The 25,499-nt window shown below is 46.8% G+C and carries 25 protein-coding genes; 13 read left to right on the forward strand and 12 right to left on the reverse strand.

Going from position 1 to position 25,499, the window contains the following annotated elements:
• The first annotated feature begins 128 nt into the window (after positions 1–128).
• The gene (locus H7F26_RS03580) at positions 129–266 is read left to right on the forward strand and encodes a hypothetical protein (protein ID WP_021837766.1); all 138 of its coding nucleotides are present in this window, start codon (positions 129–131) and stop codon (positions 264–266) included.
• A 51-nt stretch (positions 267–317) separates the two neighbouring features.
• Here H7F26_RS03580 and H7F26_RS03585 read toward each other — a convergent pair whose 3' ends face one another.
• Positions 318–1,691: a sugar porter family MFS transporter gene (locus H7F26_RS03585; RefSeq protein ID WP_003185812.1), complete on the reverse strand. Its 1,374-nt coding sequence runs from the start codon at positions 1,689–1,691 to the stop codon at positions 318–320.
• 298 nt (positions 1,692–1,989) lie between these two features.
• Between H7F26_RS03585 and H7F26_RS03590 the strand changes: the two genes are divergently transcribed.
• Together H7F26_RS03590 and H7F26_RS03595 are read left to right on the forward strand one after the other, a co-directional pair.
• Positions 1,990–2,946 (forward strand): LCP family protein, encoded by a 957-nt coding sequence (locus H7F26_RS03590; RefSeq protein ID WP_003185816.1) that lies wholly within the window; start codon positions 1,990–1,992, stop codon positions 2,944–2,946.
• A gap of 189 nt (positions 2,947–3,135) precedes the next feature.
• Positions 3,136–3,996, forward strand: coding sequence for a Cof-type HAD-IIB family hydrolase (locus H7F26_RS03595; protein ID WP_061575997.1), 861 nt, complete (start codon positions 3,136–3,138; stop codon positions 3,994–3,996).
• A gap of 41 nt (positions 3,997–4,037) precedes the next feature.
• Here the strand turns inward: H7F26_RS03595 and H7F26_RS03600 are convergent, their stop codons facing one another.
• From H7F26_RS03600 to pgsB, 5 genes are all read right to left on the reverse strand, one after another.
• Positions 4,038–5,282 carry a C40 family peptidase gene (locus H7F26_RS03600; protein ID WP_061575998.1) on the reverse strand — a complete coding sequence of 415 codons (1,245 nt, stop codon included), beginning with the start codon at positions 5,280–5,282 and terminating at the stop codon, positions 4,038–4,040.
• Between the two features lie 455 nt (positions 5,283–5,737).
• On the reverse strand, positions 5,738–5,905 hold the full coding sequence (locus H7F26_RS03605) for a hypothetical protein (protein WP_003185826.1): 168 nt from the start codon (positions 5,903–5,905) through the stop codon (positions 5,738–5,740).
• Complete coding sequence (locus H7F26_RS03610) at positions 5,902–7,071, reverse strand: CapA family protein (RefSeq protein WP_003185829.1); 1,170 nt, start codon at positions 7,069–7,071, stop codon at positions 5,902–5,904. Before H7F26_RS03610 ends, H7F26_RS03605 begins: the two co-directional genes overlap by 4 nt.
• 19 nt (positions 7,072–7,090) lie before the next feature.
• Positions 7,091–7,540, reverse strand: a complete 450-nt coding sequence (gene pgsC / locus H7F26_RS03615) for a poly-gamma-glutamate biosynthesis protein PgsC (RefSeq protein WP_003185831.1) — start codon at positions 7,538–7,540, stop codon at positions 7,091–7,093.
• A gap of 15 nt (positions 7,541–7,555) precedes the next feature.
• On the reverse strand, positions 7,556–8,737 hold the full coding sequence (pgsB, locus tag H7F26_RS03620; RefSeq protein WP_003185833.1) for a poly-gamma-glutamate synthase PgsB: 1,182 nt from the start codon (positions 8,735–8,737) through the stop codon (positions 7,556–7,558).
• Positions 8,738–9,531: 794 nt separating this feature from the next.
• On the opposite strand from pgsB, the gene H7F26_RS03625 reads away from it, so the two are divergent.
• Genes H7F26_RS03625 through rbsB form a run of 6 tightly spaced genes read left to right on the forward strand, consistent with a single transcriptional unit; the run spans position 9,532 to position 15,200 of the window.
• Positions 9,532–10,512: a LacI family DNA-binding transcriptional regulator gene (locus tag H7F26_RS03625; RefSeq protein ID WP_003185835.1), complete on the forward strand. Its 981-nt coding sequence runs from the start codon at positions 9,532–9,534 to the stop codon at positions 10,510–10,512.
• 2 nt (positions 10,513–10,514) lie between these two features.
• Complete coding sequence (gene rbsK, locus H7F26_RS03630; RefSeq protein WP_011198371.1) at positions 10,515–11,396, forward strand: ribokinase; 882 nt, start codon at positions 10,515–10,517, stop codon at positions 11,394–11,396.
• A complete protein-coding gene (rbsD, locus tag H7F26_RS03635) occupies positions 11,393–11,788 on the forward strand; it encodes a D-ribose pyranase (protein ID WP_003185838.1) in 396 nt (131 codons plus the stop codon). Before rbsK ends, rbsD begins: the two co-directional genes overlap by 4 nt.
• A gap of 37 nt (positions 11,789–11,825) precedes the next feature.
• Positions 11,826–13,307: a sugar ABC transporter ATP-binding protein gene (locus tag H7F26_RS03640; protein ID WP_009329702.1), complete on the forward strand. Its 1,482-nt coding sequence runs from the start codon at positions 11,826–11,828 to the stop codon at positions 13,305–13,307.
• Between the two features lies 1 nt (position 13,308).
• Positions 13,309–14,271 carry a ribose ABC transporter permease RbsC gene (rbsC, locus tag H7F26_RS03645; protein WP_003185842.1) on the forward strand — a complete coding sequence of 321 codons (963 nt, stop codon included), beginning with the start codon at positions 13,309–13,311 and terminating at the stop codon, positions 14,269–14,271.
• Between the two features lie 14 nt (positions 14,272–14,285).
• Positions 14,286–15,200: a ribose ABC transporter substrate-binding protein RbsB gene (gene rbsB / locus H7F26_RS03650; RefSeq protein WP_003185844.1), complete on the forward strand. Its 915-nt coding sequence runs from the start codon at positions 14,286–14,288 to the stop codon at positions 15,198–15,200.
• Between the two features lie 278 nt (positions 15,201–15,478).
• Here rbsB and budA read toward each other — a convergent pair whose 3' ends face one another.
• Entirely contained in the window at positions 15,479–16,240 is a 762-nt protein-coding gene (gene budA, locus H7F26_RS03655; RefSeq protein WP_003185849.1) for an acetolactate decarboxylase, read from the reverse strand.
• Between the two features lie 52 nt (positions 16,241–16,292).
• Positions 16,293–18,011: an acetolactate synthase AlsS gene (gene alsS, locus H7F26_RS03660; protein WP_003185851.1), complete on the reverse strand. Its 1,719-nt coding sequence runs from the start codon at positions 18,009–18,011 to the stop codon at positions 16,293–16,295.
• Positions 18,012–18,171: 160 nt separating this feature from the next.
• Here alsS and alsR point away from each other — a divergent pair, with 160 nt between their 5' ends.
• The gene (gene alsR, locus H7F26_RS03665; protein WP_003185852.1) at positions 18,172–19,050 is read left to right on the forward strand and encodes an acetoin biosynthesis transcriptional regulator AlsR; all 879 of its coding nucleotides are present in this window, start codon (positions 18,172–18,174) and stop codon (positions 19,048–19,050) included.
• A 68-nt stretch (positions 19,051–19,118) separates the two neighbouring features.
• On the opposite strand, the gene H7F26_RS03670 is transcribed toward alsR, so the two are convergent.
• Both H7F26_RS03670 and ggt read right to left on the reverse strand, forming a co-directional pair.
• A protein-coding gene (locus H7F26_RS03670) for an IS3 family transposase (protein WP_085959889.1) occupies positions 19,119–20,281 on the reverse strand; the annotation gives its coding sequence in 2 pieces (ribosomal slippage) (positions 19,119–20,005 and positions 20,005–20,281; 1,164 coding nt in all).
• Between the two features lie 143 nt (positions 20,282–20,424).
• On the reverse strand, positions 20,425–22,002 hold the full coding sequence (gene ggt, locus H7F26_RS03675; RefSeq protein ID WP_003185855.1) for a gamma-glutamyltransferase: 1,578 nt from the start codon (positions 22,000–22,002) through the stop codon (positions 20,425–20,427).
• 254 nt (positions 22,003–22,256) lie between these two features.
• On the opposite strand from ggt, the gene H7F26_RS03680 reads away from it, so the two are divergent.
• The 3 genes from H7F26_RS03680 to H7F26_RS03690 are packed head-to-tail and all read left to right on the forward strand — an operon-like array spanning position 22,257 to position 23,854.
• Positions 22,257–22,715: a chromate efflux transcriptional regulator ChrS gene (locus H7F26_RS03680; protein ID WP_202604308.1), complete on the forward strand. Its 459-nt coding sequence runs from the start codon at positions 22,257–22,259 to the stop codon at positions 22,713–22,715.
• 21 nt (positions 22,716–22,736) lie between these two features.
• Positions 22,737–23,321, forward strand: coding sequence for a chromate efflux transporter ChrB (locus H7F26_RS03685; RefSeq protein ID WP_003185857.1), 585 nt, complete (start codon positions 22,737–22,739; stop codon positions 23,319–23,321).
• Positions 23,318–23,854 (forward strand): chromate efflux transporter ChrA, encoded by a 537-nt coding sequence (locus H7F26_RS03690; protein WP_003185860.1) that lies wholly within the window; start codon positions 23,318–23,320, stop codon positions 23,852–23,854. Before H7F26_RS03685 ends, H7F26_RS03690 begins: the two co-directional genes overlap by 4 nt.
• Positions 23,855–23,951: 97 nt before the next feature.
• Here the strand turns inward: H7F26_RS03690 and H7F26_RS03695 are convergent, their stop codons facing one another.
• Together H7F26_RS03695 and H7F26_RS03700 are read right to left on the reverse strand one after the other, a co-directional pair.
• Entirely contained in the window at positions 23,952–24,695 is a 744-nt protein-coding gene (locus H7F26_RS03695) for a tyrosine-protein phosphatase (RefSeq protein WP_017474249.1), read from the reverse strand.
• Positions 24,696–24,721: 26 nt separating this feature from the next.
• Positions 24,722–25,444: a YveK family protein gene (locus H7F26_RS03700; RefSeq protein ID WP_003185864.1), complete on the reverse strand. Its 723-nt coding sequence runs from the start codon at positions 25,442–25,444 to the stop codon at positions 24,722–24,724.
• Between the last annotated feature and the right edge of the window lie 55 nt (positions 25,445–25,499).

Consider the following 25,499-nt stretch of genomic DNA (forward strand, 5'->3'; position numbering starts at 1 on the left):
CATTATCGTTCAGTTGACTTTAGTGTGAGATAAACCCGGGTTCTTATTCAGTTTTTTAAACAAACGTTTCATTAGCCGTCATGTAGAACGGCCATGATTCATACATAGAAGAAAACGGAGGTGTTGGGATGCTGCTGCAAATACTGGTCGGAGGACTGGTTGTTTTCATTATTTTTTTTCTCGTGTTTCGGGCAATCAGAACGGGCAATCTGCCGCGCCATGACGATTCGCAGCCAGGAGACGGAGAGAACAGAGATCAGCCATGATCGGCCGGCCTCTTCACACAAAAAAGGATGGGGCCTTGCCCATCCTTTTGCCTATCGTTCAACCGGCTGTGTGTCAGTTGCCGTGATTCCGCGGTGCTTGTCCCGCAAATCCTGCTCGATCTCTTCCAGACTTTTTCCTTTTGTTTCTGTTACTTTAAAGAAGACGAACAGGAAGGCCGCGATTCCAATGGCCGCATAGCACAGAAACAGGTAACTGATGCCCATCGCTTCCATGAGGACCGGAAAACTCAAAGTCACAATTAAGTTCCCTGCATGGAGCATTAAAGTCGATACTCCGGTTCCTATCCCTCTGACATGAAGGGGGAACAGCTCAGGCAGCATCACCCAGACGATCGGCCCCCAGCTGACGGCAAATACGACGATGAACACACCTAAGCAGATGACAGTCGTCCATGCCGCACCAGAGGTATTGCCGAAAAAGAGATTAGAAAAAGAAAGCACGATCAAACTGATGACCATTCCGGCATTTCCAAATAATAAAAGCGGCTTCCGGCCAATCCTGTCAATGAAGCGGATCGCCACAAGCGTCATCAGGACATTGACCGTTCCGATGCCGACTGTCCCTAAAATGGCCGCCGAATCTTCAAATCCGACATTCGTAAACGTTTTTGGGGCATAGTAAATAATCGTGTTGGTTCCAATAAATTGCTGCAGAAATGCCAGTCCGACCCCTGCGATTAACGCCGGGCGCACCCACGGTTCCAGCAGCTCTTTCAAGCCCCCCTGGTCCTGCTTTTCCGCTTCCTTAATTTCTTTGACTTCCTGATCGACCCGCTCTCCTCCTCTCATCTTTGACAAAACCCGCCTTGCTTTCTCTTCTTTTCCTTTTGTTAAGAGCCAGCGCGGGCTTTCCGGCATGAAAAAGATACCGATTAAAAGGCCGATTGACGGAATAAGGGCCAATCCCAGCATCCAGCGCCATGCGCCTGCATCACTAAATGCATAGTTGATCAAATAAGAGAGCAGAATCCCGATCGTAATCATCAGCTGATTTAATGAAGAAAGCGCGCCCCGGGATTCCTTCGGAGCAAGCTCTGAAAGGTACAAAGGAACGATGGTCGTTGAACAGCCGACTGCAAGGCCGAGCACGATCCTGAAAGCCACCATATATTCCGTGCTTGGCGCCAGGGCCGTTCCGAGCCCCCCGATGCAATACAGCACAGCCGCTGACATAATCGCCCTTCTTCGGCCGAAGCGGTCTGTCAGCCTGCCTGACAAACCCGATCCGAAAATCGCCCCGATTAATATTGCGCTGACAACCAGCCCTTCTGTAAAGGCATTGAGCCCAAGTTCATCTTTCATAAACAAAATCGCCCCGGAAATGACGCCTGTATCATAACCGTAGAGCACACCGCCCAAGGCTCCAAAAAAATAAAGCCAGGCATTCGATCTTTTTCCCTTCATCACAGTATATCCTCCTCCAAGGCTCGTCTTTTATAACCTTTAACCTTGTCTTGCTTTCTTCAAACCTCTAGAAACTCGGAGTACCATTAAAAGGAATTTAAAAATATGAAACATTTTATCTGTTATATCGTCTTATTATAGGCGGCAAAATGATCAGTCCCGCGGAATTTCCAGAGAATCCCCATATGCAAAACAGCAAATATATTGTAAAATCCAAGATTGGGAAACTATTTTTTATTAAAATTTAGACTTATTCAACAATTGTACGTTTCAATATAAATAAAAGAGGAGCTTATACATGCTACGATCGCAGCGAACGAAGAAAAAGAGACTAAGAAAATGGGTGAAATACTCACTGTTTTTCATTGCCTTAATCCTGACGGCGACGGCAGCCGCAGGCGGCTATGCGTACTATAAAGTGGCGAACGCCTCCAAAGATGCGCAAGTCACCCTTTCCAGAGGTGAACAGTCCGTCAAGCGGATTAAAGAGTTCAACCCTAAAAAAGATAACTTCTCCATCCTGTTGATGGGGATTGATGCCCGTCCCGGACAAAGCATGGACAAAGAACGAAGCGATGCGATGGTTCTTGCCACGTTCAACAGAAAAGACAAATCGGTGAAACTATTGAGCATCCCGCGGGATTCCTATGTCAACATCCCCGGACGCGGCTACGATAAAATAACGCATGCCCACTCATTAGGCGGGCGCGACCTTAGTACAGAAACCGTCGAAAACCTGCTCGACATTCCGGTTGATTACGTCATGGAAGCCAATTTTTCAGCTTTCAAGGAAGTAGTTGATGAACTCGGCGGTGTACCGATCACGATCAAAGAAGACTATATTGTCCGGCAGATTAAAAAGGATACGAAAGGCAAAGTCAACCTTCAAACAGGCGAGCAGACGCTGGGCGGAGAAGAAGCCCTCGCTTATGTAAGAACGAGAAAAGCCGATACGGACTTGAAGCGCGGCGAGCGCCAGATGGAAGTCATCAAATCGATTATCAACAAATCCAAATCGCTTACTTCCATTCCGGCTTACGACGATATCCTTGATACAGTCGGAAAGAACGTATCGATGAACTTGTCGCTGAATGATGCAATCGGACTGATCCCGTTTATGACGTCCATTCAAACGGTCGATACCCTTCAATTGAAAGGGAGCGATTATCAACCGGGCAAAGTCTACTATTTCCAGCTTGATCAGGAAAACCTCAACGAAATTAAGCAGGAATTAAAACAGCAGTTAGATGTATAATTAGAAAAAGGATGAATCATATTCATCCTTTTTCTGTTTTAATGAAACTCAATATTTACTATTGAAAAAATCTAAATTTAGGTTTAGCCTTTTACATAACATGTCCTTTTAGGGAATACTGCCGAAGAGAGCTGTTTTTCGCCTCCCGAAAAACGGCAAACTGCTCTTACAGGAGGTTATCTTTACATAATGAGATTAATTGCGATCGATTTAGACGGGACTCTTTTAAATACCGAAAGCAAAATATCCGCAGAAAACCGGGCCGCTATCAAAAAGGCGCTCATTTCAGACTGCATCGTAACCATTTGCACGGGACGGGCCACATTTGACGTAAAAGCGCTTCTGAACGATTTGGATATTCCGATTATCGCTGCAAACGGGGGAACGGTCCACGATTTCAACTATAAACTCCTAAGCAGAACGCTAATGGACAAGGAAGCGGGAAAAAAGGCCGCCCAATACTTAACAGATCATCAAATCTATTTTGAGGTTTATACGGACGATGCGCTGCTTTCTCCTTATGACGGAGAGCAGAAGCTTGAAGCAGAGCTCGATATCGTCACAAGCGCCAACCCTGATGAAGACAGGGATACACTTTGGCAGGGCGCACTGACTCAGTTTAAACAATTCGGCATCAAACCCGTCCCCGACATTCGCGAGGTTTTTAACGGAGACGAACATATTTATAAGCTGTTGTGCTTCTCATTTGATATGGAAAAGCTGAAAAAAGCAAAAGAAGACCTTTCAGCCTTTCCAAAATTGGGACTCACATCTTCCGGAAGACATATCATCGAGATTCTGCCTGATGAATCCGGCAAAGGCCGCGCTTTAAAAGAGCTGGCCCGCCACTATGGAATCGAGAAAAAAGATATCTACGCGATCGGCGACAGCCCGAACGACCTGTCAATGTTTGAGGAAGCCGGCCATCGGATCGCGATGGGCAATGCAATCGATGAACTGAAGCATATCAGCACGTTTATCACGAAAAGCAATGACGAAAACGGCGTCGCTTATTTCATTAATAAACTGCTGGAAAATGAATATCAATAATTAAGAAAACCGCTCGAAGATGGACTCGAGCGGTTTTTCTGCTACTCAATTCTGACGCTTCCGGCGTATTTATCTTTCCAATAGGCGCTCGTCTCCATATCTGCTGTCGTCACACCGGCAGACAAGGTGACAAGAACGACCTGGCCGTTTCCGATATAGATGGCGGGATTGAGAACAGTGGTTCCTTTAAAGAACACGATGTCTCCAGGCTCCAGCTCCTGTTTTGTGATTTTCTTGCCTGTACTGTATTGTTTATCAGCGTACCGCGGAAGTTCCACTCCTGCCGCCGTTTTATAGACATATTGGATAAACCCCGCCGTATCAAAGCCTTCCTTAGGCGATGTGCCGCCTTTTTGATAACCGACTTCGCCGATATGCCTGATCGCTTCGGATACAATCGGATTTTTCGGGAGGGACATGTTGTCAAAACGTCTGACTCCTGTGAACTTCTTCTGCCAGTAGGAAGCCGACAAGTAAGAGATCGTCACTTTATTTGAACGGCTCGCATGGATAAACCGGCCGCCCCCTGCATAGATGGCGTTATGGGATATTCCCGGTTTGTACGTATTGCTGAAAAACAAAACATCACCCGGCCGGATATCTTCAAGCTTCACCTTTTGACCGACCGCCCATTGCTGTTCCGCCGATCTTGGCAAATAAACACCGAGCACCTCTCTGAAAACGTATTGGGTCAACCCCGAACAGTCAAATCCGAGATCCGGAGAGTTGCCTCCAAATACATATGGAACACCGACATAGCTCTTCGCTTTTTGAACGACAGGGTCCATAGAAATCTCAGGTTCTTTTGTGATCCTTTTCGCTTTAAGATACCCCGAGCTCCAGTAAGAGCTGCCTTCAAGCTTTGTCACGACAACTCCGTTTGATTTTGTGCTGTGGATGATTTGATCATTTCCCATGTAGATGGCGACATGAGTCGGCCCGTCCGTTTCCAGTTCGGCATTTTTGAAAAAGACAAGATCCCCCTTTTCGAGCTGCTGACGGCCGACGCTGCTTCCAAGGGTCGATTGCTCTTTTACCGTTCTTGGAATCGTTATATCGAGCGATTGAAACACATATTGTACAAAGCCGGACGAGTCAAACCCCGTTTTCGGCTTCTCTCCGCCGTAACTGTATTTCGCACCCTCAAGCTGTCTGGCGGTTTCTGCTATTTTCTCGCCGATCGTATCGGCGCGTACATCATTATGATTCGTTAAAAATAAAGACATCCAAAGCACCGCAATTCCACAAAACAAAACCAACTTTTTGTTTGCCGCTTTTTTTATCAATTGATCTGTTCCTCCTCTTCTTTCCTCTTTCATCGTCATTCAACTGGGATATTTAAAGGACTTTTTTTGCATGTACAGCAGCGTCATAGCGAGAAGAAACGCTCAGCACAGCATGATCAGCTTTTTCACCTAAGCGCGGATTAAAAAGATGAAGGGAAATATTCTAAAGAGGTCATGAACATGAGGTGCGGTTCCCATCCCGAATTGGTAAGGTGATGCATTTTCAAATTTTGCTTCAGTCGAAATTTGTCAGTTTTTATTCCCTTCAAAAGAATACAATAAACATGAACCCCAAAACCATGTATATATCCTCCTGATTTTCTATAAAACTTTATACACTGACCGGTTAAGAAAATTGTCGTGTTTCCCTTTCAAACCGGCCGCTTTTCACAGGTCTTTTATAACCGGGATCAGCACACAAAAAAGAGAGCGCCGGCGGCACTCTCTTTTCACTGTTATTGCTTGTTTTCTGTTGTTTGATCCTGCTGATTCACTTTTTGGATCTCCGTAGAGATTTTAGCTTTTTCATCGTTTGACAATTCATCAGAATACTTGAAAGCAGACATGAATGCAATGATCAAAACTAAACCTACGAACGGCCAAATGGCTCTGACAAATTTCATTTGTTCACCACTCCGTTTTTATTATTTTTCAGCTTGTCCGCATGATCGACTTCAAACGTTAATTTTCCGTTCTCTTCTTTCCAGTCGAGGTTTGTTCCTTTTGTCAATTGACGGAAGATCGCTTTTCGTTTTAAGAAGTCGCTCTTGCCTAAAGGCGTCGGCGTTGCTTCGCGAATGTTGAGAGGCGTTACCTCAAAGCGCCCTTTGCCGTCATTCATTAAATGGTATTGTACAAGCGCGCTGTCCCGTGTTCTTGACCAGCCCTGATCAAATACAAAGTTGCCGAGGCTGTAGAAAATCACAGTACCGTTATACACTTCGATCGGTTCGAGAACATGGGGATGAGCGCCGATGATGACATCTGCTCCGGCATCTGCAATCGCCTTGGCCAGATCCTTCTGTCTGTCGTTCGGTTCATTGTCATATTCTTGTCCCCAGTGCACATGGACAAGGACAAGATCCGCTTTTTTCGATGCTTCCGCAATCATTGGAATAAAGATTTTCGGACTGAGCGGCAGCACTCCGCCTCTGTTCTTTTTGGCTGTAAAGTTCTTTGTGTAGACGTCTGTAAAACCGAGCGTTGCAATTTTTACGCCGTTCACATTCTGATAGGATACGTGCTGTTTCGCGTCTTCAAGATTATTTCCTGCTCCGACAAGCTCCAGATTCTCATTTGAAAATTTATTGAGCGTATCCTTCAAACCGTCTTCCCCGTAGTCCATCGCATGGTTGTTGGCAAAATTCAGTACGCTGAAGTTCAGCTTTTTCAATGTTTCGACTGATTCTTGATTCGTTTGCAGATGGATGTTCTTTTCTGCCTCTTGATAGTCCTTTGCATTGGTTACAGGGTTTTCAAAGTTTCCTGTGATAAAATCTGACACATTAAAGTACGGCTTCACATTTTTGAAGACACTTTCCGAACCGTGCAAGTTTGTCACTTTTTCTACGTTTCTTCCCATCATGATATCGCCAACAAAAGTAGCTGTAAGCTTGGCATCTTCTTTTTTGTCCATTTGCGAAGGAGTTTTGGCGCTTCCGACCCAAGTAAAGACAAACATTAAACAGAAAATAACGGGCAATACGATAAAGACGTGCTTGTTTGTTTTCTTTTTCTCCTGCTTCGTCAACTTCAGCAGTTTTTCCTGAAAGTTCAGTTGTTTTTTCATCGATTTGACACACCTAACTTTAGATTAGATAGTAAGCATACATAATGACGAATGTTGCTCCGCTCAATAAAAGCGTACTTCCAAGCGTAATCGTTAATCCCTGTCTTTGAATGGTATTGGCGATCAGCCCCGGCACGATGATTCCGATTCCCCTGAATTCGGCAATCTCAAACGGCATCACCGGATATATAAAATCAAAACCGATTTTCAAAAGAATTCCCGTAATCAGCATTGCTGCGAATTTTCTGCGTCCGTATAGAATCATAATTTTGGAAAGTCCGAATTTCACGATGACATACGTCAGCAAACTGACAAAAAGAACGAGCAGCATGAAAATCGGCTGATTGAAGACAAGTCCCAAATAACCCGGTACGACGAGGCCGGCTGGTACAATTCCCGTTTTCTCTGCAAAAATCAAACTGAGTAAGACTCCTAAAATGAGGGCGATATATAAATCTGATCCAAACATTGTGTTTTCTTCCTCCTAGCTAACGAGCTGCTTAATCTTGTAATCTTGTATTTTTTCAATGAGAGGCTCCGCTGCTCCGTGGATATTTCCGACTCCGTAAATAACGCGGCCCTCAAGCTTGTTTTTCAGCATGAACATGATTTCTTCCGTTGATTTGTGCTCAAAATCAAACAGCTTGTCCGCAGGAATTTTGCCTGCTTCATATGCTTTGACGATCGGCTCTGTTGTTTCTCCAATCAGCACAAGTTCACTTGCTTCAATATAAGGAAGGACATCTTCCGCAAACTGCTGTGTTCTGTCTACCCTGTCGGCGCGGCAGTTCATAATGACGATCGGCTGATCCGTAGGATAGCCTATTTCTTTTACACGCTTCCAAATGTTTAAAGTGGAAGCTGCGTCATTGGCCGCAAAACCGTTGACGAAATGTCCGGGATTCTTGGCGTTCATCAGCGGCAGAATTCTCATGGCTCCCGGATCAGGCGGCGCATTCAGCATGCCTTTAAAGGCGGTTTCTTCGTCAATGCCCAACGCTTGAGCTACACCGAGCGCAAGAGACGCATTATCAGGGAATACCATGTACTCAAACTGTCTGAGGTATTCATCTGTTATTTTAGAATTGTCTGCGACGATGACTTTTGTGTTCCTTTCTTTTGCAATTTGCTTAAAGAAATCGGTATACTCACTATCAGTAATAACCAAATGTCCATTATAAGGAATGGTTGCTGTGAATGCTTCTGCGATTTCATCCAAAGTCGGTCCCATCACATCCATGTGATCCTCCAGCACGTTCACGATCACGCCGATATTAGCCTGAAGCAATTCTTCCTGAAAGATGATTTGGTAATCAGGATTAACGGCCATGCACTCACTGACAATCGCATTGGCCCCTCTTTCCACCGTTTCTTTCATAACCTCCTTCTGCTCTCCGATATTCGGCCCTTGCGGCTTTCTTTTGATCGGCTTCTCTTCCGGTGTGTCCCAATAAATCATCCTTGCGTCTGTCCCGGTTGTTTTTCCTACTGTTTTGTAGCCTGCTTCGATTAATATCCCTGTTGTTAATCTTGTCACCGTGGACTTTCCGCGTATACCGTTGATGTTCACTCGGACAGGCAGCGCATCGATATTTTGCTGGTGGCGCCTTTTTTCATAAATGCCGATCCCAACAACGATCACACAGGCTAATAGCATTACCCACATTGTTTGTCTACATCTCCTTCTTGGAATCTGATATGTAAATTCATTCATCAGTATATAGGTTCACTATGAAATCACAATCGGCATTATGTAACAGAAGACGACGAAATTTTCCGTGACAAAGATCACCTCGCCCGAGTCATTAATGCCTATCTTTTTATTGATATTTTTGGAAATCGAAAGTTCTTAATTCCTATCAGATTTTTGTCAGCGTTTTAAGTATGCGCTTTCAAAATTCGACATTATGATTTTTGTACTTTTCTCCCTATTTCAGATGAAAGGTTGAAGGATGGATTCAGGATCTCTTTTTTCCCCCGTCCGCAATCCCCTTTAAATGGGCTGTCAGCCGGGATCTCTCTTTTCTTTTAGTATTTTCGCTCTTTTCGAACAGGTTAAAAAGTCACCAATGTTCCCTCTTCAAAACAAATCCGTCCTATGACAATCAGACCATCTATCAAAAAATGAAAATCTCTTTTAGCATAAAGCGGGATTCATTGACAAATCCAAATATTTTGTGAGTCGTTCGATCCACCTTATTTCTTCAGATTTTAGGTTAAAATCCTAGGATTTAAAAAGCCATTAATTTTTTTCAATGATAATTCATCAAACTTTAACATTTTTAATTTTTCTTACTATTCTCATTGTTACTGTATTCGCCATTAAACGCCCCTATATATGTCTCGATATCCCAGCCCGGTCTAAAATTTCAGTGTTCATCCATTTTTTTATTGTGATTTTAAATGGATCGTGATAATCTTTATGTAAACGGTTACACAAATAGAGAGGAGAAGGCTTTTTTGGCTACGATTAAAGACGTCGCACTTGCTGCAAAAGTATCTGTCGCTACGGTTTCCCGGGTATTAAATGAGACGGGATACGTTCATGAAGACACGAGGGCGCGCGTGCTGAAAGCGATGGAAGAACTGAATTACCACCCGAATGAAGTAGCCAGGTCTCTCTATAAAAGGGAGTCCAGACTGATCGGACTGCTGCTGCCGGATATCACAAACCCGTTCTTTCCTCAGCTTGCCCGCGGCGTTGAAGATGAGATCCACCGCCTCGGCTTTCGGCTCATATTTGGAAACAGCGATGAAAATCTGGAAAAAGAGCTTGATTATATGCAGACGTTTAAACAAAATCATGTGGTCGGAGTCATTTCAGCGACCAATTATCCGGATGCGCCAAATTATCAAGACTTGTCCATGCCGATCGTCTTTCTTGACCGGACGGGCGAGAATGCGCCGGCTGTATTTGCGGACAGCCGCGAAGGAGGCAGAATCGCAGCGGCTGAGATGATCAAGAGGAACGCGAAACGGATTACGCTGATTAAAGGACCGGCTCACCTTCAGACTGCAAGAGACCGTTTCAACGGAGCGCTGGACGTGCTAAGCGGAGCCGATATCGATTTTCACGTCATGAAAACCGAGACATTTTCATTTCCGGAAGCCCAAAAACGGGCGGCGGAGCTGTTTGGCACATATCCGGAAACAGACGGCGTGATCGCAAGCAATGACATTGTGGCGACAGCCGTTTTGCATGAAGCCTTAAAACGGAAGATCAAAGTTCCCGATGAACTGCAGATTATCGGCTTTGATGACATACCGCAAAGCGAATTGCTTTTCCCCTCTTTATCAACGATCAGGCAGCCCGCCTATGAAATGGGAAAAGAAGCTGCAAAACTGCTGCTTAGATTAATGAAAAATGAATATATTGAACAATCGGCAGTTCAGATGCCGGTTGCCTTTATTGAAAGACAAACGACAAGAAAGGCGGAATGACAATGAGTAAAATATGCGTGATCGGCAGCTCTTCGATGGATTTAGTCGTGACATCGCCCAAGCGGCCGGCCGCCGGAGAAACGGTGCTTGGCGAATCTTTTAAAACGGTTCCGGGCGGAAAGGGGGCCAACCAAGCGGTAGCCGCGGCCCGGCTTGGCGCCGAGGTCCATATGATCGGCTGCGTCGGCGATGATCATTACGGGAAAGCCATCCTCGACAATTTTCAAGCCAATGGTGTCTTGACAGACTATGTGGAACCGGTTACAGGTCAGGAAAGCGGAACCGCACATATAGTTCTCGCAGACGGCGACAACAGCATTATCGTCGTCAAAGGGGCAAATGACCATGTCACACCTGAATACGTTCAAAAAGCGCTGCCTGCGATTAAACAGGCAGACATCGTTCTGATTCAGCAGGAGATTCCGGAAGAAACCGTCGATTATGTCAGCGGACTGTGCAGCTCTCTCGGCATTCCTCTCCTGCTGAATCCGGCACCAGCCCGTCCGCTACGCCCGGAAACGGTCGAACACGCGGCCTACATCACGCCAAACGAGCATGAAGCTTCGGTACTGTTTCAGGGCATGTCCCGGGAGGAAGCGTTAAAGCGCTATCCGGAGAAGCTGTTCATCACAGAAGGGAAAAACGGCGTCCGCTATCACAATGGTCTGGAAGAACGTGTCGTTCCTTCATTCCCTGTCAATGCGATTGATACGACGGGCGCCGGAGACACCTTCAATGCGGGATTTGCCGTCGCGCTTTCCGAAGGACAAAGCATCGAATCTGCCTTGCGCTTTGCGAACCGGGCGGCTTCCCTGTCGGTTCTGAAATTCGGCGCACAAGGCGGCATGCCAAAACGGGATGAAGTGGAGCGTGAACTGTCATGAAAAAACACGGAATATTAAACAGCCATATCGCAAAATTGCTGGCCGATCTCGGGCATACCGATACCATCGTCATCGCGGACGCCGGTCTGCCCGTTCCGCCCGGCGTCCCCAAAATCGATCTCGCACTGACATTGGGTACGCCCGGATTTCGAGAGGTTACAAAGCTCATCGCCGATGAAATGGTTGTCGAAAAAGTGACGGCAGCCCAAGAAATAGAAAGCGTCAATCCCGGTCAAGCCGCATTTTTAAAAGCGGAATTTTCAAACCAAAAGATTGACTATATCCCGCACGAAGCATTCAAAAAGGCAACGAGCCAGGCGAAAGCGGTCATTCGCACAGGGGAAGCAACGCCTTATGCAAATTGCATCTTGCACGCGGGAGTGATCTTTTAGATGTTTACATTCTACATCTGGAAAGAAGGGATAGCCCATGCATATTAAAATGAAGGACATTTTTAAAGCCTTTGGCCAAAACCAGGTGCTGTCCGGCGTTTCCTTCGAGCTTCAAGAAGGTGAAGTCCACGCTTTAATGGGAGAAAACGGCGCCGGAAAGTCGACACTCATGAATCTGTTGACTGGACTTCACAAGCTGGACAGCGGAACGATCGAGATCGACGGAAAAGAAACGTATTTTTCAGATCCAAAGGAAGCCGAACAGAACGGAATCGCCTTTATCCATCAGGAGCTGAACATTTGGCCTGAAATGACCGTTTTGGAAAATCTGTTTATCGGCAGAGAGCTTTCTTCCAAACTTGGATTTTTAAACAACAAGAAAATGAAAGCGCTAGCAAAAGAGCAGCTTGAAAGGCTCGGTGTCTCAATTTCTCTTGAAAAAGAAGCCGGAGACTGTTCCGTCGGCCAGCAGCAAATGATCGAAATCGCAAAAGCCCTTATGACAGACGCGAAAGTGATCATCATGGATGAACCGACGGCAGCGTTGACAGAAAGAGAAATTGAAAAACTGTTCGGCGTCATTAGAGCATTAAAGAAAAACGGCGTCTCCATCGTCTATATATCCCACCGCATGGAAGAAATCTTCACGATTTGCGACAGGATCACGGTGATGCGCGATGGAAAAACGGTGGACACGAAACGGATTCCCGACACCGACTTTCATGAAGTGGTGAAAAAGATGGTCGGACGGGAGCTGACCGAACGCTATCCTGAAAGACAGCCAAATCCGGGACGCGTCGTCCTCGAAGTCAAGCAGGCATCCAAAAAAGGAGTCTTCCAAAATATCAGCTTTTCCGTCCGCTCCGGCGAAATCGTCGGGATTTCAGGACTGATGGGTGCCGGGCGCACCGAGCTGATGAGAGCGGTTTTCGGGCTCGATCCGCTTGACTCGGGAGACATTTTCATCGAAGGCAAAAAAGCGGCGCTCAAAAAACCGAGCGATGCCGTTCAAAAGGGAATCGGCTTTATTACCGAGAACCGCAAGGATGAAGGACTTGTGCTCGACACGTCCATCAGAGAAAATATCGCCCTTCCGAATCTCGCCAGCTTTTCGCCGAAAGGATGGATTGACAAAAAAAGCGAGCAGGAATTTGTCGATCTTCTGATCAAGCGGCTGACGATCAAAACGGAATCGCCGGAAACCCACGCGCGAAACCTTTCAGGAGGAAACCAGCAAAAAGTGGTCATTGCCAAATGGATCGGCATCGGCCCTAAAGTGCTGATTTTGGATGAGCCGACCAGAGGCGTCGATGTCGGCGCGAAAAGGGAGATTTATCAGCTGATGAACGAGCTGACAGACCGCGGCGTCGCGATCGTCATGGTCTCTTCAGAGCTCCCCGAGATTCTCGGGATGAGCGACCGCGTCCTTGTAATCCATGAAGGAACGCTAAGCGGAGAGCTATCAAGAAATGATGCCACGCAAGAACGAATTATGACACTCGCTACAGGAGGACGGTAACATGAAAACTCAACCGGCTGTGAAAAAAAGCCTTAATGTTGATTCTGTAATGCAAAAGCTCGGTCCGTTTCTCGGCCTGATCATTCTCGTCGTCATCGTATCATTGTTAAATCCGAGCTTTTTAGAACCGTTAAATATTTTAAACTTGTTAAGACAAGTCGCCATTAATGCGCTGATCGCGTTTGGCATGACCTTTGTCATTTTAACCGGCGGCATCGATCTTTCCGTCGGAGCGATTTTGGCGCTGTCAAGCGCATTGATCGCCGGAATGATCGCCGGCGGCATCGATCCTGTTTTCGCCGTCATCATCGGCTGCCTGATCGGAGCCCTGCTCGGCTTGGTCAACGGGCTGTTAATCACGAAAGGTAAAATGGCCCCGTTCATCGCAACACTTGCCACAATGACGATTTTCCGCGGATTGACGATGGTTTATACAGACGGCAATCCGATTACAGGGCTCGGCAACCACTACGGCTTCCAGCTTTTCGGACGCGGTTACTTTTTAGGCATCCCCGTCCCTGCGATTACAATGGCGGCCGCCTTTATCATCCTCTGGGTGATCCTTCACAAAACGCCTTTCGGCCGCCGCACATATGCAATCGGCGGAAATGAAAAAGCGGCCTTGATCTCGGGCATTAAAGTTCCGCGCGTCAAAATGATGATTTATTCTCTTGCAGGCCTATTATCCGCGTTGGCTGGAGCCATCTTGACGTCACGGCTAAACTCAGCCCAGCCGACGGCAGGCACTTCCTATGAACTCGACGCCATAGCCGCAGTCGTATTAGGCGGCACAAGCCTTGCCGGAGGAAGAGGACGAATTGCCGGCACACTCATCGGCGTCCTGATCATCGGAACGTTGAATAACGGCTTGAACCTGCTTGGCGTCTCTTCCTTTTTCCAAATGGTCGTCAAAGGTGTCGTCATTTTGATCGCAGTCCTGCTGGACCGCAAGAAATCCGCTTAAGGAGGGCTATACTGATGAAAAAAACATTAACGGTTTTCACCGCATTGGCGCTTCTGTTTCTGTCCGCCTGCTCGCTGGAGCCGCCGGAATGGGCAAAGCCGAATAAAGAAAAAGGAACGGATATTAAAATCGGTTTATCTGTCTCAACTTTGAAAAATCCGTTTTTCGTTTCATTAAAGAACGGAGTTGTCAAAGAAGCCAAAAAACAAGGGATAGAAGTGATTGTCGTCGATGCACAGGACGATTCGGCAAAGCAGACGAATGATGTCGAAGATCTTCTGCAGCAAGGCGTTGACGCTTTATTGATCAACCCGGCGGACTCCTCCGCCATCTCAACTGCAGTCCAATCGGCCAATTCGCTTGGCATTCCGGTCGTCACCCTTGACCGCTCCGCCGAAAACGGAAAAGTAGAAACGCTCGTCGCTTCAGATAACGTAAAAGGCGGACAAATGGCAGCGGACTTTATTGTGGAGCAGCTCGGCAAAGGCGCAAAAGTGGCTGAGCTTGAAGGCGTCCCCGGCGCATCGGCAACAAGGGAACGGGGCTCAGGGTTTCATAAGACCGCTGATGACAAGCTGAATGTGATCGCCAAGCAAACAGCCGACTTTGACCGGACAAAAGGGTTGAACGTCATGGAGAACCTCCTTCAAGGAAACCCTGATATTCAAGCGGTTTTCGCACATAATGACGAAATGGCGCTCGGCGCGATTGAAGCGATCAGAAGCTCAGGGAAAGAGATTCTTGTCGTCGGCTTCGACGGCAATGAAGATGCGGTTAAAGCGGTTCAGGCCGGAGACATGTCGGCAACGATCGCCCAGCAGCCTGAATTGATCGGCAAGCTCGCCGTACAAGCGGCCCGCGATATTTTGAACGGCAAAAAAGTTGAAAAAACGATACCCGCACCGCTCAAACTGGAAACGAAAAAGTAACTGTGAAATCAGACCTCTTGATACATGGAGGTCTGATTTTTTTTGGCCACCTCCATAAAAGCCCTTGCCGCCCGGCTCAAATGGCATTTTTCAGGATAAGCAAACACAAGCGTCCGGGACTGATCGCCTGCAAAGGAACATAGACGATCCTGACTGACCCTTTCCGCAAAACGGCGCGCCGAATTCCGGTCCTCATCATGCGCACCATTGCTGTGCAACATGTTTAAGGAAGGTTAGCGAAAGCAAAAAAGCCCCCTTTTCAAAGAGGGCTTTTTCATTTACTCGGGATTGCCTTCGGCCGCTTCAATTCCGGCTGCAAGATCGTGTTTATTGAAATCCGCTTGAAAGAAATCTTGCGTATTCGGCAATCTGAGGTTCATATTGAGTTTTTGAGAAATTTGCACCGTGCATTCTTCGATTTCATAATCGAAAACGTGTCCGCCGACATTGCGGTCTTCATCTATAAAGTGAAGATGGAAGCCGGAAACTGCGATTCCGTTGGCATATTGCGGTGTCCAAAAGCCGACGATCGTCCCCGTAATATCATTAAAATCAAAGATCGGCTGTGATTTTACCGCATCAACCATCGGCACATACGGTTTTTCCTGAAGTTCAACTGTTCTCGTTTTGACTTTCTTAAAGGTTCCGTCCATGCGAATCGCGTAAAACAGGTTTTCACTCGGCATGATCCGTTTCATTTCTTCTTCGAACGCCTCAAGCGGCATCCGCTGCTTGATTTCGTGATAGATATCCGGCCGGAAGAAAGCCAGCGAGCAAAATGGAGAACAATCGCTTCCTTGAACTGGGTAGGCTTTTCCATCGGAACGGAGACGGTAAAACTCACCGTCAAAACCGATCAGCTCGCCGTCGAGCCGGTTGAACGTTCCGATCCCGAAGTCTCCGTGCTCCTTCGCTTCGGACATATAAAAATCCCCGTCGTAAATTCCGTCCAATAAAGATACCATCGTTGAGACCTGATAGACTTGATCGAGGTTCTTATCAACGGGCTGAATTATTTTTTGTTTGCTTGCACTTTTCATTTTCCTCTTTTCACTCCCTTGATTTTGTTCGTTGTGACTGGACATGCTGTGATCAAGATTGCTTAGAGGCTTCTTTATTAAAATGTTCCTCAAATTTTTTTGGAAAACGCTGATCGGCCAAATGAATGTTGTCGCTGTAATCGACCGGAATATCAATGACAACAGGCCCCTCTGCATCAAGACCAGCTTTAAGCACCTCTGCCAATTCGTCAGGTGAATTGACCCTTAAACCTTTTGCACCAAAGCTTTCAGCATATTTTACAATATCGATTCCGCCGAAGTCGACTCCGGACGTCCGCTTGTATTTCATCTCCTGCTGGAACGCAACCATATCGTATGTGCTGTCATTCCAGACAATGTGAACGATCGGCGCTTTTAATCTGACCGCTGTCTCAAGCTCCATCGCGGAGAACAGGAAGCCCCCGTCCCCGGAAACAGACACGACTTTCTGTCCCGGATTGACCAGCGTTGCTGCAATCGCCCACGGCAAAGCCACCCCAAGCGTCTGCATGCCGTTGGAAATCAGCAGTCCATGCGGACGGTAGGTGCGGAAATATCTAGACATCCAAATCGCATGGGAGCCGATGTCGCAAGTCACCGTTATGTCATCGCTCAGCAGTTCACGCAAATCGCGAACGATTTGCAGCGGATGAACAAGATCAGTTTTTGTTTCTTTAGGAGGTTCGCTTTGCTCCTCCAGTGCTTTCTTCAAGTAATCAAGCACAGGTGCAAAGGACTCGTCGATGGAAACCGGCAGAGAATCATGTTCAATATGGTTTAACGTCTCTGCGATATCGCCGATCAACTCGATTTCGGGCTGATAGTCATGATCGATATCGGCTTGTATTTCGTCAAGATGAATCACGCTTCGTTCGCCTTTTCCATTCCAAAAGACCGGATCGTATTCAATCGGATCATAGCCGACCGTCAAAACGACATCCGCTTTTTCCAATAGCATGTCTCCGGGCTGATTGCGGAATAGTCCGATCCGGCCGAAGTACTGGTCTTCCAAATCGTGAGACAGCGTACCCGCTGCTTGGTATGTTTCAACAAACGGCAGTTTCACTTTCCTTAGCAGACGCCGAACCGCTTCAATCGCTTCAGGTCTTCCGCCTTTCATCCCGACAAGCACGACAGGAAGGTTCGCATTGTGAATTTTGGCGATGGCCGCGCTGATTTGTTCGTCCGAAGCCGCGCCCAGCTTCGGCGCCGGCATGGTTTTCACCGGCTTGGCAGTTGCCGGACCGGCCGTAACGTCCTGCGGAAAGCTGAGAAACGCTGCGCCAGCCTGTCCAGAAGCCGCCGCTCTGAATGCATTGGTTACAGCCTCAGGTATGTTGTTCGCATCTTCCACTTCTGCGCTATATTTCGTAATCGGCTGAAACAACGCCGCATTATCCATCGATTGATGAGTTTTTTTGAGACGATCCGCTCTTTTTACAGCACCCGCCAGGGCAACAACCGGATCTCCTTCTGTATTGGCTGTTACAAGACCGGTCGCTAAATTAGACGCTCCCGGACCTGAAGTCACCAGGCAAACACCGGGCTTTCCAGTCAATCGTCCGACTGCCGCCGCCATAAATGCTGCATTCTGCTCGTGACGGCAAACGATCAATTCAGGCCCCTTGTCTTTCAATACGTCAAACACCGCATCGATTTTCGCTCCCGGAATACCGAAAACATGAGTGACACCTTGCTGAATGAGACTATCCACCACAAGCTCTGCTCCTCTTACAGTAAGAGTTTCATTTTTAGCGGCTACATTATTCAAAGCCCTCACTCCTCCATTTTCATTCATTTACAATGAATTTTTAATAAAATTATTGTATTATTAAATATACATCTTGTGGAAATTGTTTTCCAATACTTCTTTGTCTTACAATTAATATGTAAAACGACTGAAATCGCATTCAGAAAGGAATGAGTGATTAATGGAGCTGCGCCATCTTCGTTATTTTATGGTTGTTGCCGAAGAACTGCATTTCGGAAAAGCAGCTCTTCGGCTGAACATGACTCAGCCTCCGCTCAGCCAGCAGATTAAACAGCTAGAAAGTGAAATAGGCGTCACCTTGCTGAAGAGGTCAAAAAGAGCCGTCAGGCTGACGGCGGCAGGCGGGGTCTTTTTAAAACAAATCAAGGAAGGACTTTCCCAGATTGATCAGGCCGTCGACATGGCTCAGCGGACGGCCCGCGGGGAGCTGGGAAGACTCGTGATCGGCTTTGTCGGCTCCGCAACATACGAGATCATGCCTCCCATCATCAGGGAATACCGAAACCGGTTCCCGTCCGTGCAGATCGATCTTCGGGAGCTTTCAACCCCCAATCAGATCGATGCACTGCTAAACGGGCATATTGACATCGGGGTGCTGCATCCCCCGTTGGGAAACGACGAACTGAAGTCATACACGGTAAAAAAAAGCCATTGTGTCCTTGCACTTCCAAAACACCACCCGTTGACAGAAAAAGCCCGGGTACATTTGAAGGATCTTGAAGAAGAATCGCTGATCGTCATTGCCAAAGAAGCGTGGCCCTCTTTATACACGGAATTCAATTTCTTGTGTGAAAAAGCCGGGTTTATCCCCAACATCGCCCAGGAAGCTACAGAATACCAAATGGTGATCGGCCTCGTATCGGCCGGAATGGGAATCGCCGTCGTGCCTACGGCGGCTAAACGATTATTTAACCTTGATGTTGTATACAAAGAAATCGAAGACTTTCCCCTTCGCGCCGAATGGATTACCGCACATCGAAAGGACAACCGCAATCCGGCACTTAAGCATTTCATCGAAATCTCAGATCAACACTCATAGCCGTATAGAAAAAACCCCGTGGACAAATCCTTGAACTGACCCGTTAAAATGAGACTTAGAAAAAACACCTATGCTGCCTGTCCCCTGTATTCCAGTGGGGACAGGTAGTTTAATTTTGCCTGAATTCGTACATGATTATATCGATACATGTATTGATTTACAATTTGTACTACTTTAGAATTGGATATAGATGCTCTACTTTGAGCGTTAAATCCTTCCGACTTTAGCGAGGAGTGAAAGGATTCAATGACGGCATTATCATGGCAGTTTCCTTTTCGAGACATGCTTGTGGTAATGCCTTTTTCTTTGGCCAAATTCTGATATGCATGTGAAGTATAGACAGATCCCTGGTCGCTATGAAGAAGTAACCCTACTGGTTTACGTAATTCTACAGCTTCCCTCAATGTGTCTAATACTAGGTTAATATCTTGGCTCGTACCTATTTTGTAAGCCACTATTTCGTTGTTATATAAGTCCATAATCGTTGATAAATATAACATAGTCGAGCCATAAGGTAAGTAGGTAATGTCGGTTACCCATTTTTCATTTAATCGGCTTGCTTTAAAATTACGATTGAGAGTGTTCGGCACAATAATATTACTCTCACCACAAATGTACTTTTGTCGCTTCTTCTTAACTTGACACTGAATCTCAAACTTTTGCATAATTTTTTGTACAGTTTTGCGGTTTACATTTATCCCATACTTTCTGTTTAAGATGGATTTAATTTTACGATGACCATAGTGATAGAAGTTTTTCTTACACAGCTTGATTACTAGCTCTTCTAATGAAGTTAGCTCAACTTTTTTATACTTCTTTTTCCAACGGTAATATGTTGACTTAGGTATGCCTAATACTCCAAGAATATCAATTATTTTAAAAGTGGCTGAGAGTTCTTCTACAACTTGGACAATGACTCGTGGCTCCAACTCCTTTCGATCTCCTGGTACTTTTTTATAATTGCCAATTGAGCCTCTAGCTGTTTATTCTTTAGTTTTAATTCTTCTAGCTCACTCATTTCCTCCGATTCTTTACCGTAGGAATATTGTTTTCCAACTTGTTGCGAAAATCGATAGGTTTGGCCTGTTTTGTACCATCGCATCCATGTTTTAATTTGAGTCTTATTTTTTATCCCCAGTTGTTCCATTATTTCTTTGTTTGTCATTCCAGCTTGTTTCATTTTAATTACTTCCCATTTTACTTCTTCTGCGTAATGTACTCTTGTGCCCATAGAAAAACACCCTCCTAAGAATCATATTGTATTAATACGATTCAGGGGGTGTTTTTTCCTTGTCTCATTTATTTGGGTCTCTCCACCTCCTTGTTCACGGGGTTTTTTCCTCATATAGACGTTTGCAAGTTTTGAAAACGCAGTTAAATGCCGATTGCTGCCCCATCGCTTCTCGGATCGCTCCCCCCTCTCAGGAAGCCTTGATCGTCAATCTCAATGATTCCGGCATGACCCATCACACCGTCAAATTCACCGACAACGGTTACATGATGCCCATGCTTTCGCAGTTTTGCAATCACTTCAGGCGCCACTCTGCTTTCTATTCTTACACCTTCCACCCGCTCTCCCCATGTTCTGCCCCATACCCATCTCGGTTCATGAACAGCTGTTTGCGGATCCATCCCGTAATCTACCATTCTCGTAATAAGAGCCGTCTGCGTCTGCGGCTGTCCTTCTCCCCCTTGCGTTCCGTAAAGGAATTTCGGCTTGCCGCCTCTAAACGCCATGGCGGGCATCAGCGTATGAAAAGTTCTTTTTCCCGGCTCCAGCGTATTGACATGGTCGGGATCAAGCGAGAAAAACGCCCCTCTGTTCTGCAAAATAACGCCGGTATCTCCAGCTGTCACACCTGAGCCGAATTCGAAATACAAACTTTGAATAAACGAAACAGCATTCCCGTCTTCATCTACTGCTGCTGCATAAGCTGTATCGCTGCCGAGCGGCCGGCTCTCCGCCTGAAGCGCCGGCAGTCCGATTTTTGCGGCCAGCTCCCGGGCATACTCTTTGTCCAGCAGGCGTCCAAGCGGAATCTGTGAGAATTCCGGGTCAGTCAATACTTTGTTGCAGTCGGAAAAACTTAATTTCAATGCTTCGATAAGCAGATGATAATACTCGAAAGAACCGTGCTCGATCATGCCAAAGTCGTAGTTTTCCAAAATGTTCAATGTCATAAGACCGGTAAATCCTTGTGAATTCGGAGGCATTTGATAGATGGCATATCCTCTGTATGTGGAGGAAAGCGGAGACACCCATTCCCCTCGATGCAGCCCGAAATCTTCAAGGTTCAAGATGCCCCCGTTGTTTTGGAGATAGGCTGCTAAAGCTTGGGCAATTTCCCCTTTATAAAAGGTGTCTCTTCCTTTCTCAGCGATCAACGTCAAAGTGCGCGCGAGCTCTTTCTGCACAAAACGCTCACCTGGAGAGGGCGGTTTTCCTCCCGGAAGATAAATATCTGCAGTGATCGGCATACAGGAAAGCCATTCAGCGTTTTTCACCGTGTTTTGACATTGATCAGGCGAGACCGGGAACCCCTTTTCTGCATACATAATCGCCGGCTTCAGCACCTCTCGAAGCGATAGACGGCCGTACGCAGCCAGTATTTCGGCCCAGCTGTCCACCATCCCCGGCACGGTAATCGCACTCCTTGGGCCCCTGACCGGAATGGCGCGCTCTCCTTTATACTGATCCCGGTCCGCTTTCCGCCCCGACCGCCCGCTGCCATTGTACCCTTTGATCTCCCCGCTTCCATTGTGATACATCAGCCAAAAGGCATCCCCTCCGAGTCCTGTCATATGCGGATAGACAACAGCTAGGCACGCGCTTACTGCAACAGCGGCGTCAAACGCGTTCCCCCCCTTCTCCATGATGATGCTGCCTGCAAGCGAAGCGAGATAATGAGGACTGACAACCATTTGTTTCGAACCGATCTTCAGCTTCTCCATAGCTCATTCCTTCCTTTCAAGCATTCATTTGTCCTTTGAAGTATAGTGGCCCGTTAAAAGAGGCGCTACTTTCAGGAAAGAAAAACTAACGCCCTTTTTTCAATAAGTATTAAAACAACGTTAAAATGATTCATATCGAAACCCTTATTATGATACAATTTACAAAATGTTCATTTATAGTGTGATTGACAAGCAATTTCGAATGATAATGACCAAACAGAAAGGAAGGGATATTTGTGAGCCTCGACTACCATATGCCAAATTTAATTCTCGATGAAACGGATAAAAAAATCCTTTCGATCTTGCATGAGGAAGGAAGAATCTCTTATACGGATTTAGGAAAGCGTGTGGGACTCTCAAGAGTTGCCGTACAGACGCGGATCAACAACTTGATTGAAGAAGGCATCATTGAAAAATTCACAGCCGTCATCAATCCAGTCAAGGTCGGGATTCACGTATCGGTGTTTTTCAACGTTGAAGTCGAACCCCAATATTTAGAGGCTGTTGCCGTTGCTTTGGAAAAGGAGCCCGCCGTGACAAGCCTCTATCATATGACAGGGCCGAGCAAGCTGCATATGCACGGCATTTTCGCAAATGATCAGGAGATGGAGGAATTTTTGACGAAGCGCCTGTACCCCCTGAAAGGCGTGGTGAGCGTCGACTGCCAGATGCTGATTAAACGTTATAAGAGCCGAATGGGAATGAAGCTTTAACTGAATAGGAGGAAACGCAAAATGAAGCACCCTTACCGGGAACTGATCATCGCAATGACAAGAACGGGAATATTGGGCTTTGGCGGCGGCCCATCTGTTATCCCGCTGATCCGTCATGAAGCCGTTTCTAAGTTCAAATGGATCGATGATGATGAATTCGGGGAAATTTTGGCGATTGCCAATGCGCTGCCCGGGCCGATCGCTACGAAAATGTCGGCATATTTAGGTCATAAAGTAAAAGGCGTTCCTGGTGCTGTCGTTGCTACAGCAGCCCATATCATGCCGACATGCGCCGCGATGGCCGCCTTGTTCGCAGCCGTTAATGTGCTCAGCCACTCAAAAATCGTAAGCGGCATGATCGGCGCTGTCACCCCTGTCATCGCCGTCATGCTCGGCATCATGGCTTACGAATTTGGGCAAAAAGCATTGAAAGGCTTCGGCTTGCTGACCGGCGTGCTTTTCTTTATTCTTGCGTTTTTGGGTCTTCAAGTGTTTTCCATCCACCCCGGCATCATTGTCATCCTGTTTTTAACGTATGGCGCGTTCCATTTTAAATTAAAAAGAAAAGCGGCCCGAGAAAAGGATAAAGGAGTGTCCGCTTCATGATCATCTTTTATCTGTTTTGGGCCTTCTTTATTGCAAACTTATTGGGCTACGGAGGCGGGCCAGCTTCAATTCCGCTTAATTTTGAAGAAGTTGTTCAGCATTTTCACTGGCTGTCAAAAGAGGAATTTTCAAACATGCTTGCGCTTGCAAATGCGCTGCCAGGCCCGATCGCCACAAAAATTGCAGCTTATGTCGGCTACAGCGTGCTCGGATGGCCCGGTGTTTTCATTGCTCTTGCCGCAACTGTGCTTCCCTCGGCCATCGCGCTCGTTTTGCTGCTCAAGCTGATCGGCCGCTACCGCCAGTCGCAGGTCGTCAAAGGAATGACCTTGTCGGTTCAGCCGGTTATAGCCGTGATGATGCTTCTTTTAACATGGGAAATCAGCGGCGACGCGATCCATTCGATCGGCATGGTTCAATCACTTGTCATCGCGCTGATCTCTTTAGTCGCCTTGACGAAGTTCCGCGTCCATCCGGCTTTCCTGATCGTGGCGGCCTTCGCTTACGGCGGGCTTGTCATTCCGCTGCTGTAGAGAGGGACGTCCGGCCGCTTTTTATCAAATGACATTAAAAATCAGCGCCGCATAACCGGTGCTGACATTTTGGCTGTTGGGCCTTTGTGAACAACTTTCACAGCAGGCCCAACAGCTTTTTCTTTTTGACGGGACGCGGTGTTTCTTTATGAATCTCCCGGTTTTCCAGGAGCAGGCCCGCGTTTTCTGTAAACACGTTCAAGAAATCGCGGCCGTAATCGTTTTCTACTGTATCAAAAAAGAAAGATCGGGTCGTGAGGTTGTGGGCGTCTGATGCGATAAAGTGGATGAGGTTCGCTTCAAGAAAGCGGCGGGCGAGCCGTTTGACGCTTCTGCCGAAACGGCCTGCAAGACTTGAACATGTCAGCTGGGCGCAGGCGCCGTTTTTGACGAGGCGGTACAGCAGATCGGGATTCTCCATCAATTCAAGGTTCCGCTCGGGGTGTGCGATGATCGGAATGTAACCATTTAATTGGAGATCGAACAGCACCTTTTCGGCATAACGCGGGACATGGTGGTAAGGAAGTTCAATCAGCAAATACTTTGTGCCGGCGAGGCTGAGCAGTCTGCCGCGCTCAAGATCGCGCTTCAATTCGCCGTACAGGCGGATTTCCTGCCCGGGGGTAATGAGAACCGGGATGTTTTCCTTTTGCATTCTCGTCTTAACAGCTGCAAGGATGGCTTCTTTTGGATGTTCGTATACACCGTTTCGGTGGTGCGGTGTGGCGATAATCGTATGAATCCCCTGGAGGGCGGCTTGTTTAGCCATTTCTAAACTGTCATTCATACATGCTGCTCCATCATCAACGCCCGCAAGAATGTGGCAATGAATATCGATCATATGCGACCTCCCCGTGTTTTCCCGTTTCAGAATGTATGGTCTTTGCCGACAAAGCTTTCCAGCTTCCTGGCCTGTCCTTTTTTCGGTTTTACATACAGAATATTTCCCAACACGTGAACATTCAGATCTTTTTCGATGTCTTCTTCATTTCGAACGGTATTTTTCAAAAGCTCGAGCAAAAATGCTAGCCCAGCGCCAAACAGAAGGCCGAACCCTGTAAAAAGAGCGATGTTGAACTTCTTGTTCGGGCTGACGGGAACAGGTGAATGATCGGGATTGGCTTTCGCAACAAGGCTGATTTCGGCATTTTCACCCATAATATCGCCAATGTCTCTTTGAAATACGGCGGCGACTGTATTCGCGATATCCGCCGCCTTGGAATAATCCTTGTCAGTCGCGGAGATACTGACAATCTGCGATTCATTTTCGCTGATAACCGTGATTTTTTGCTTCAGGTCTTCAGCCGTTTCCGAAAGGTTAAGTTCGTCTTTAACCTTATTTAAAATGATCGGGCTTTTCATAATGACGTTGTATGTGTTGATAAGTTCAAGGTTGGTCTGGATGTCGGTGAAGTTCGACGTTTGACGGCCGTTGATGAGGATTTGGGCGGATGCCTGATAGACGGGTTTGAGCCAATAAAAGTTGACGGCAGCGCTGGACAAAGCAGCCGCAATGGTGATCAGTGCGATCAGAACGAATCTTTTTTTCAAAACGATGAACACATCTTTAAAGCCGATATGATCTCTCATAAAAGCCCCCTTCTACGATTCGCGTATTTATTTAAATTTTCAGCAAATTAAACAC

Origin of the sequence: Bacillus sp. PAMC28748, assembly GCF_014250415.1 — a bacterium.
In the GTDB taxonomy this organism is placed as follows: domain Bacteria; phylum Bacillota; class Bacilli; order Bacillales; family Bacillaceae; genus Bacillus; species Bacillus licheniformis.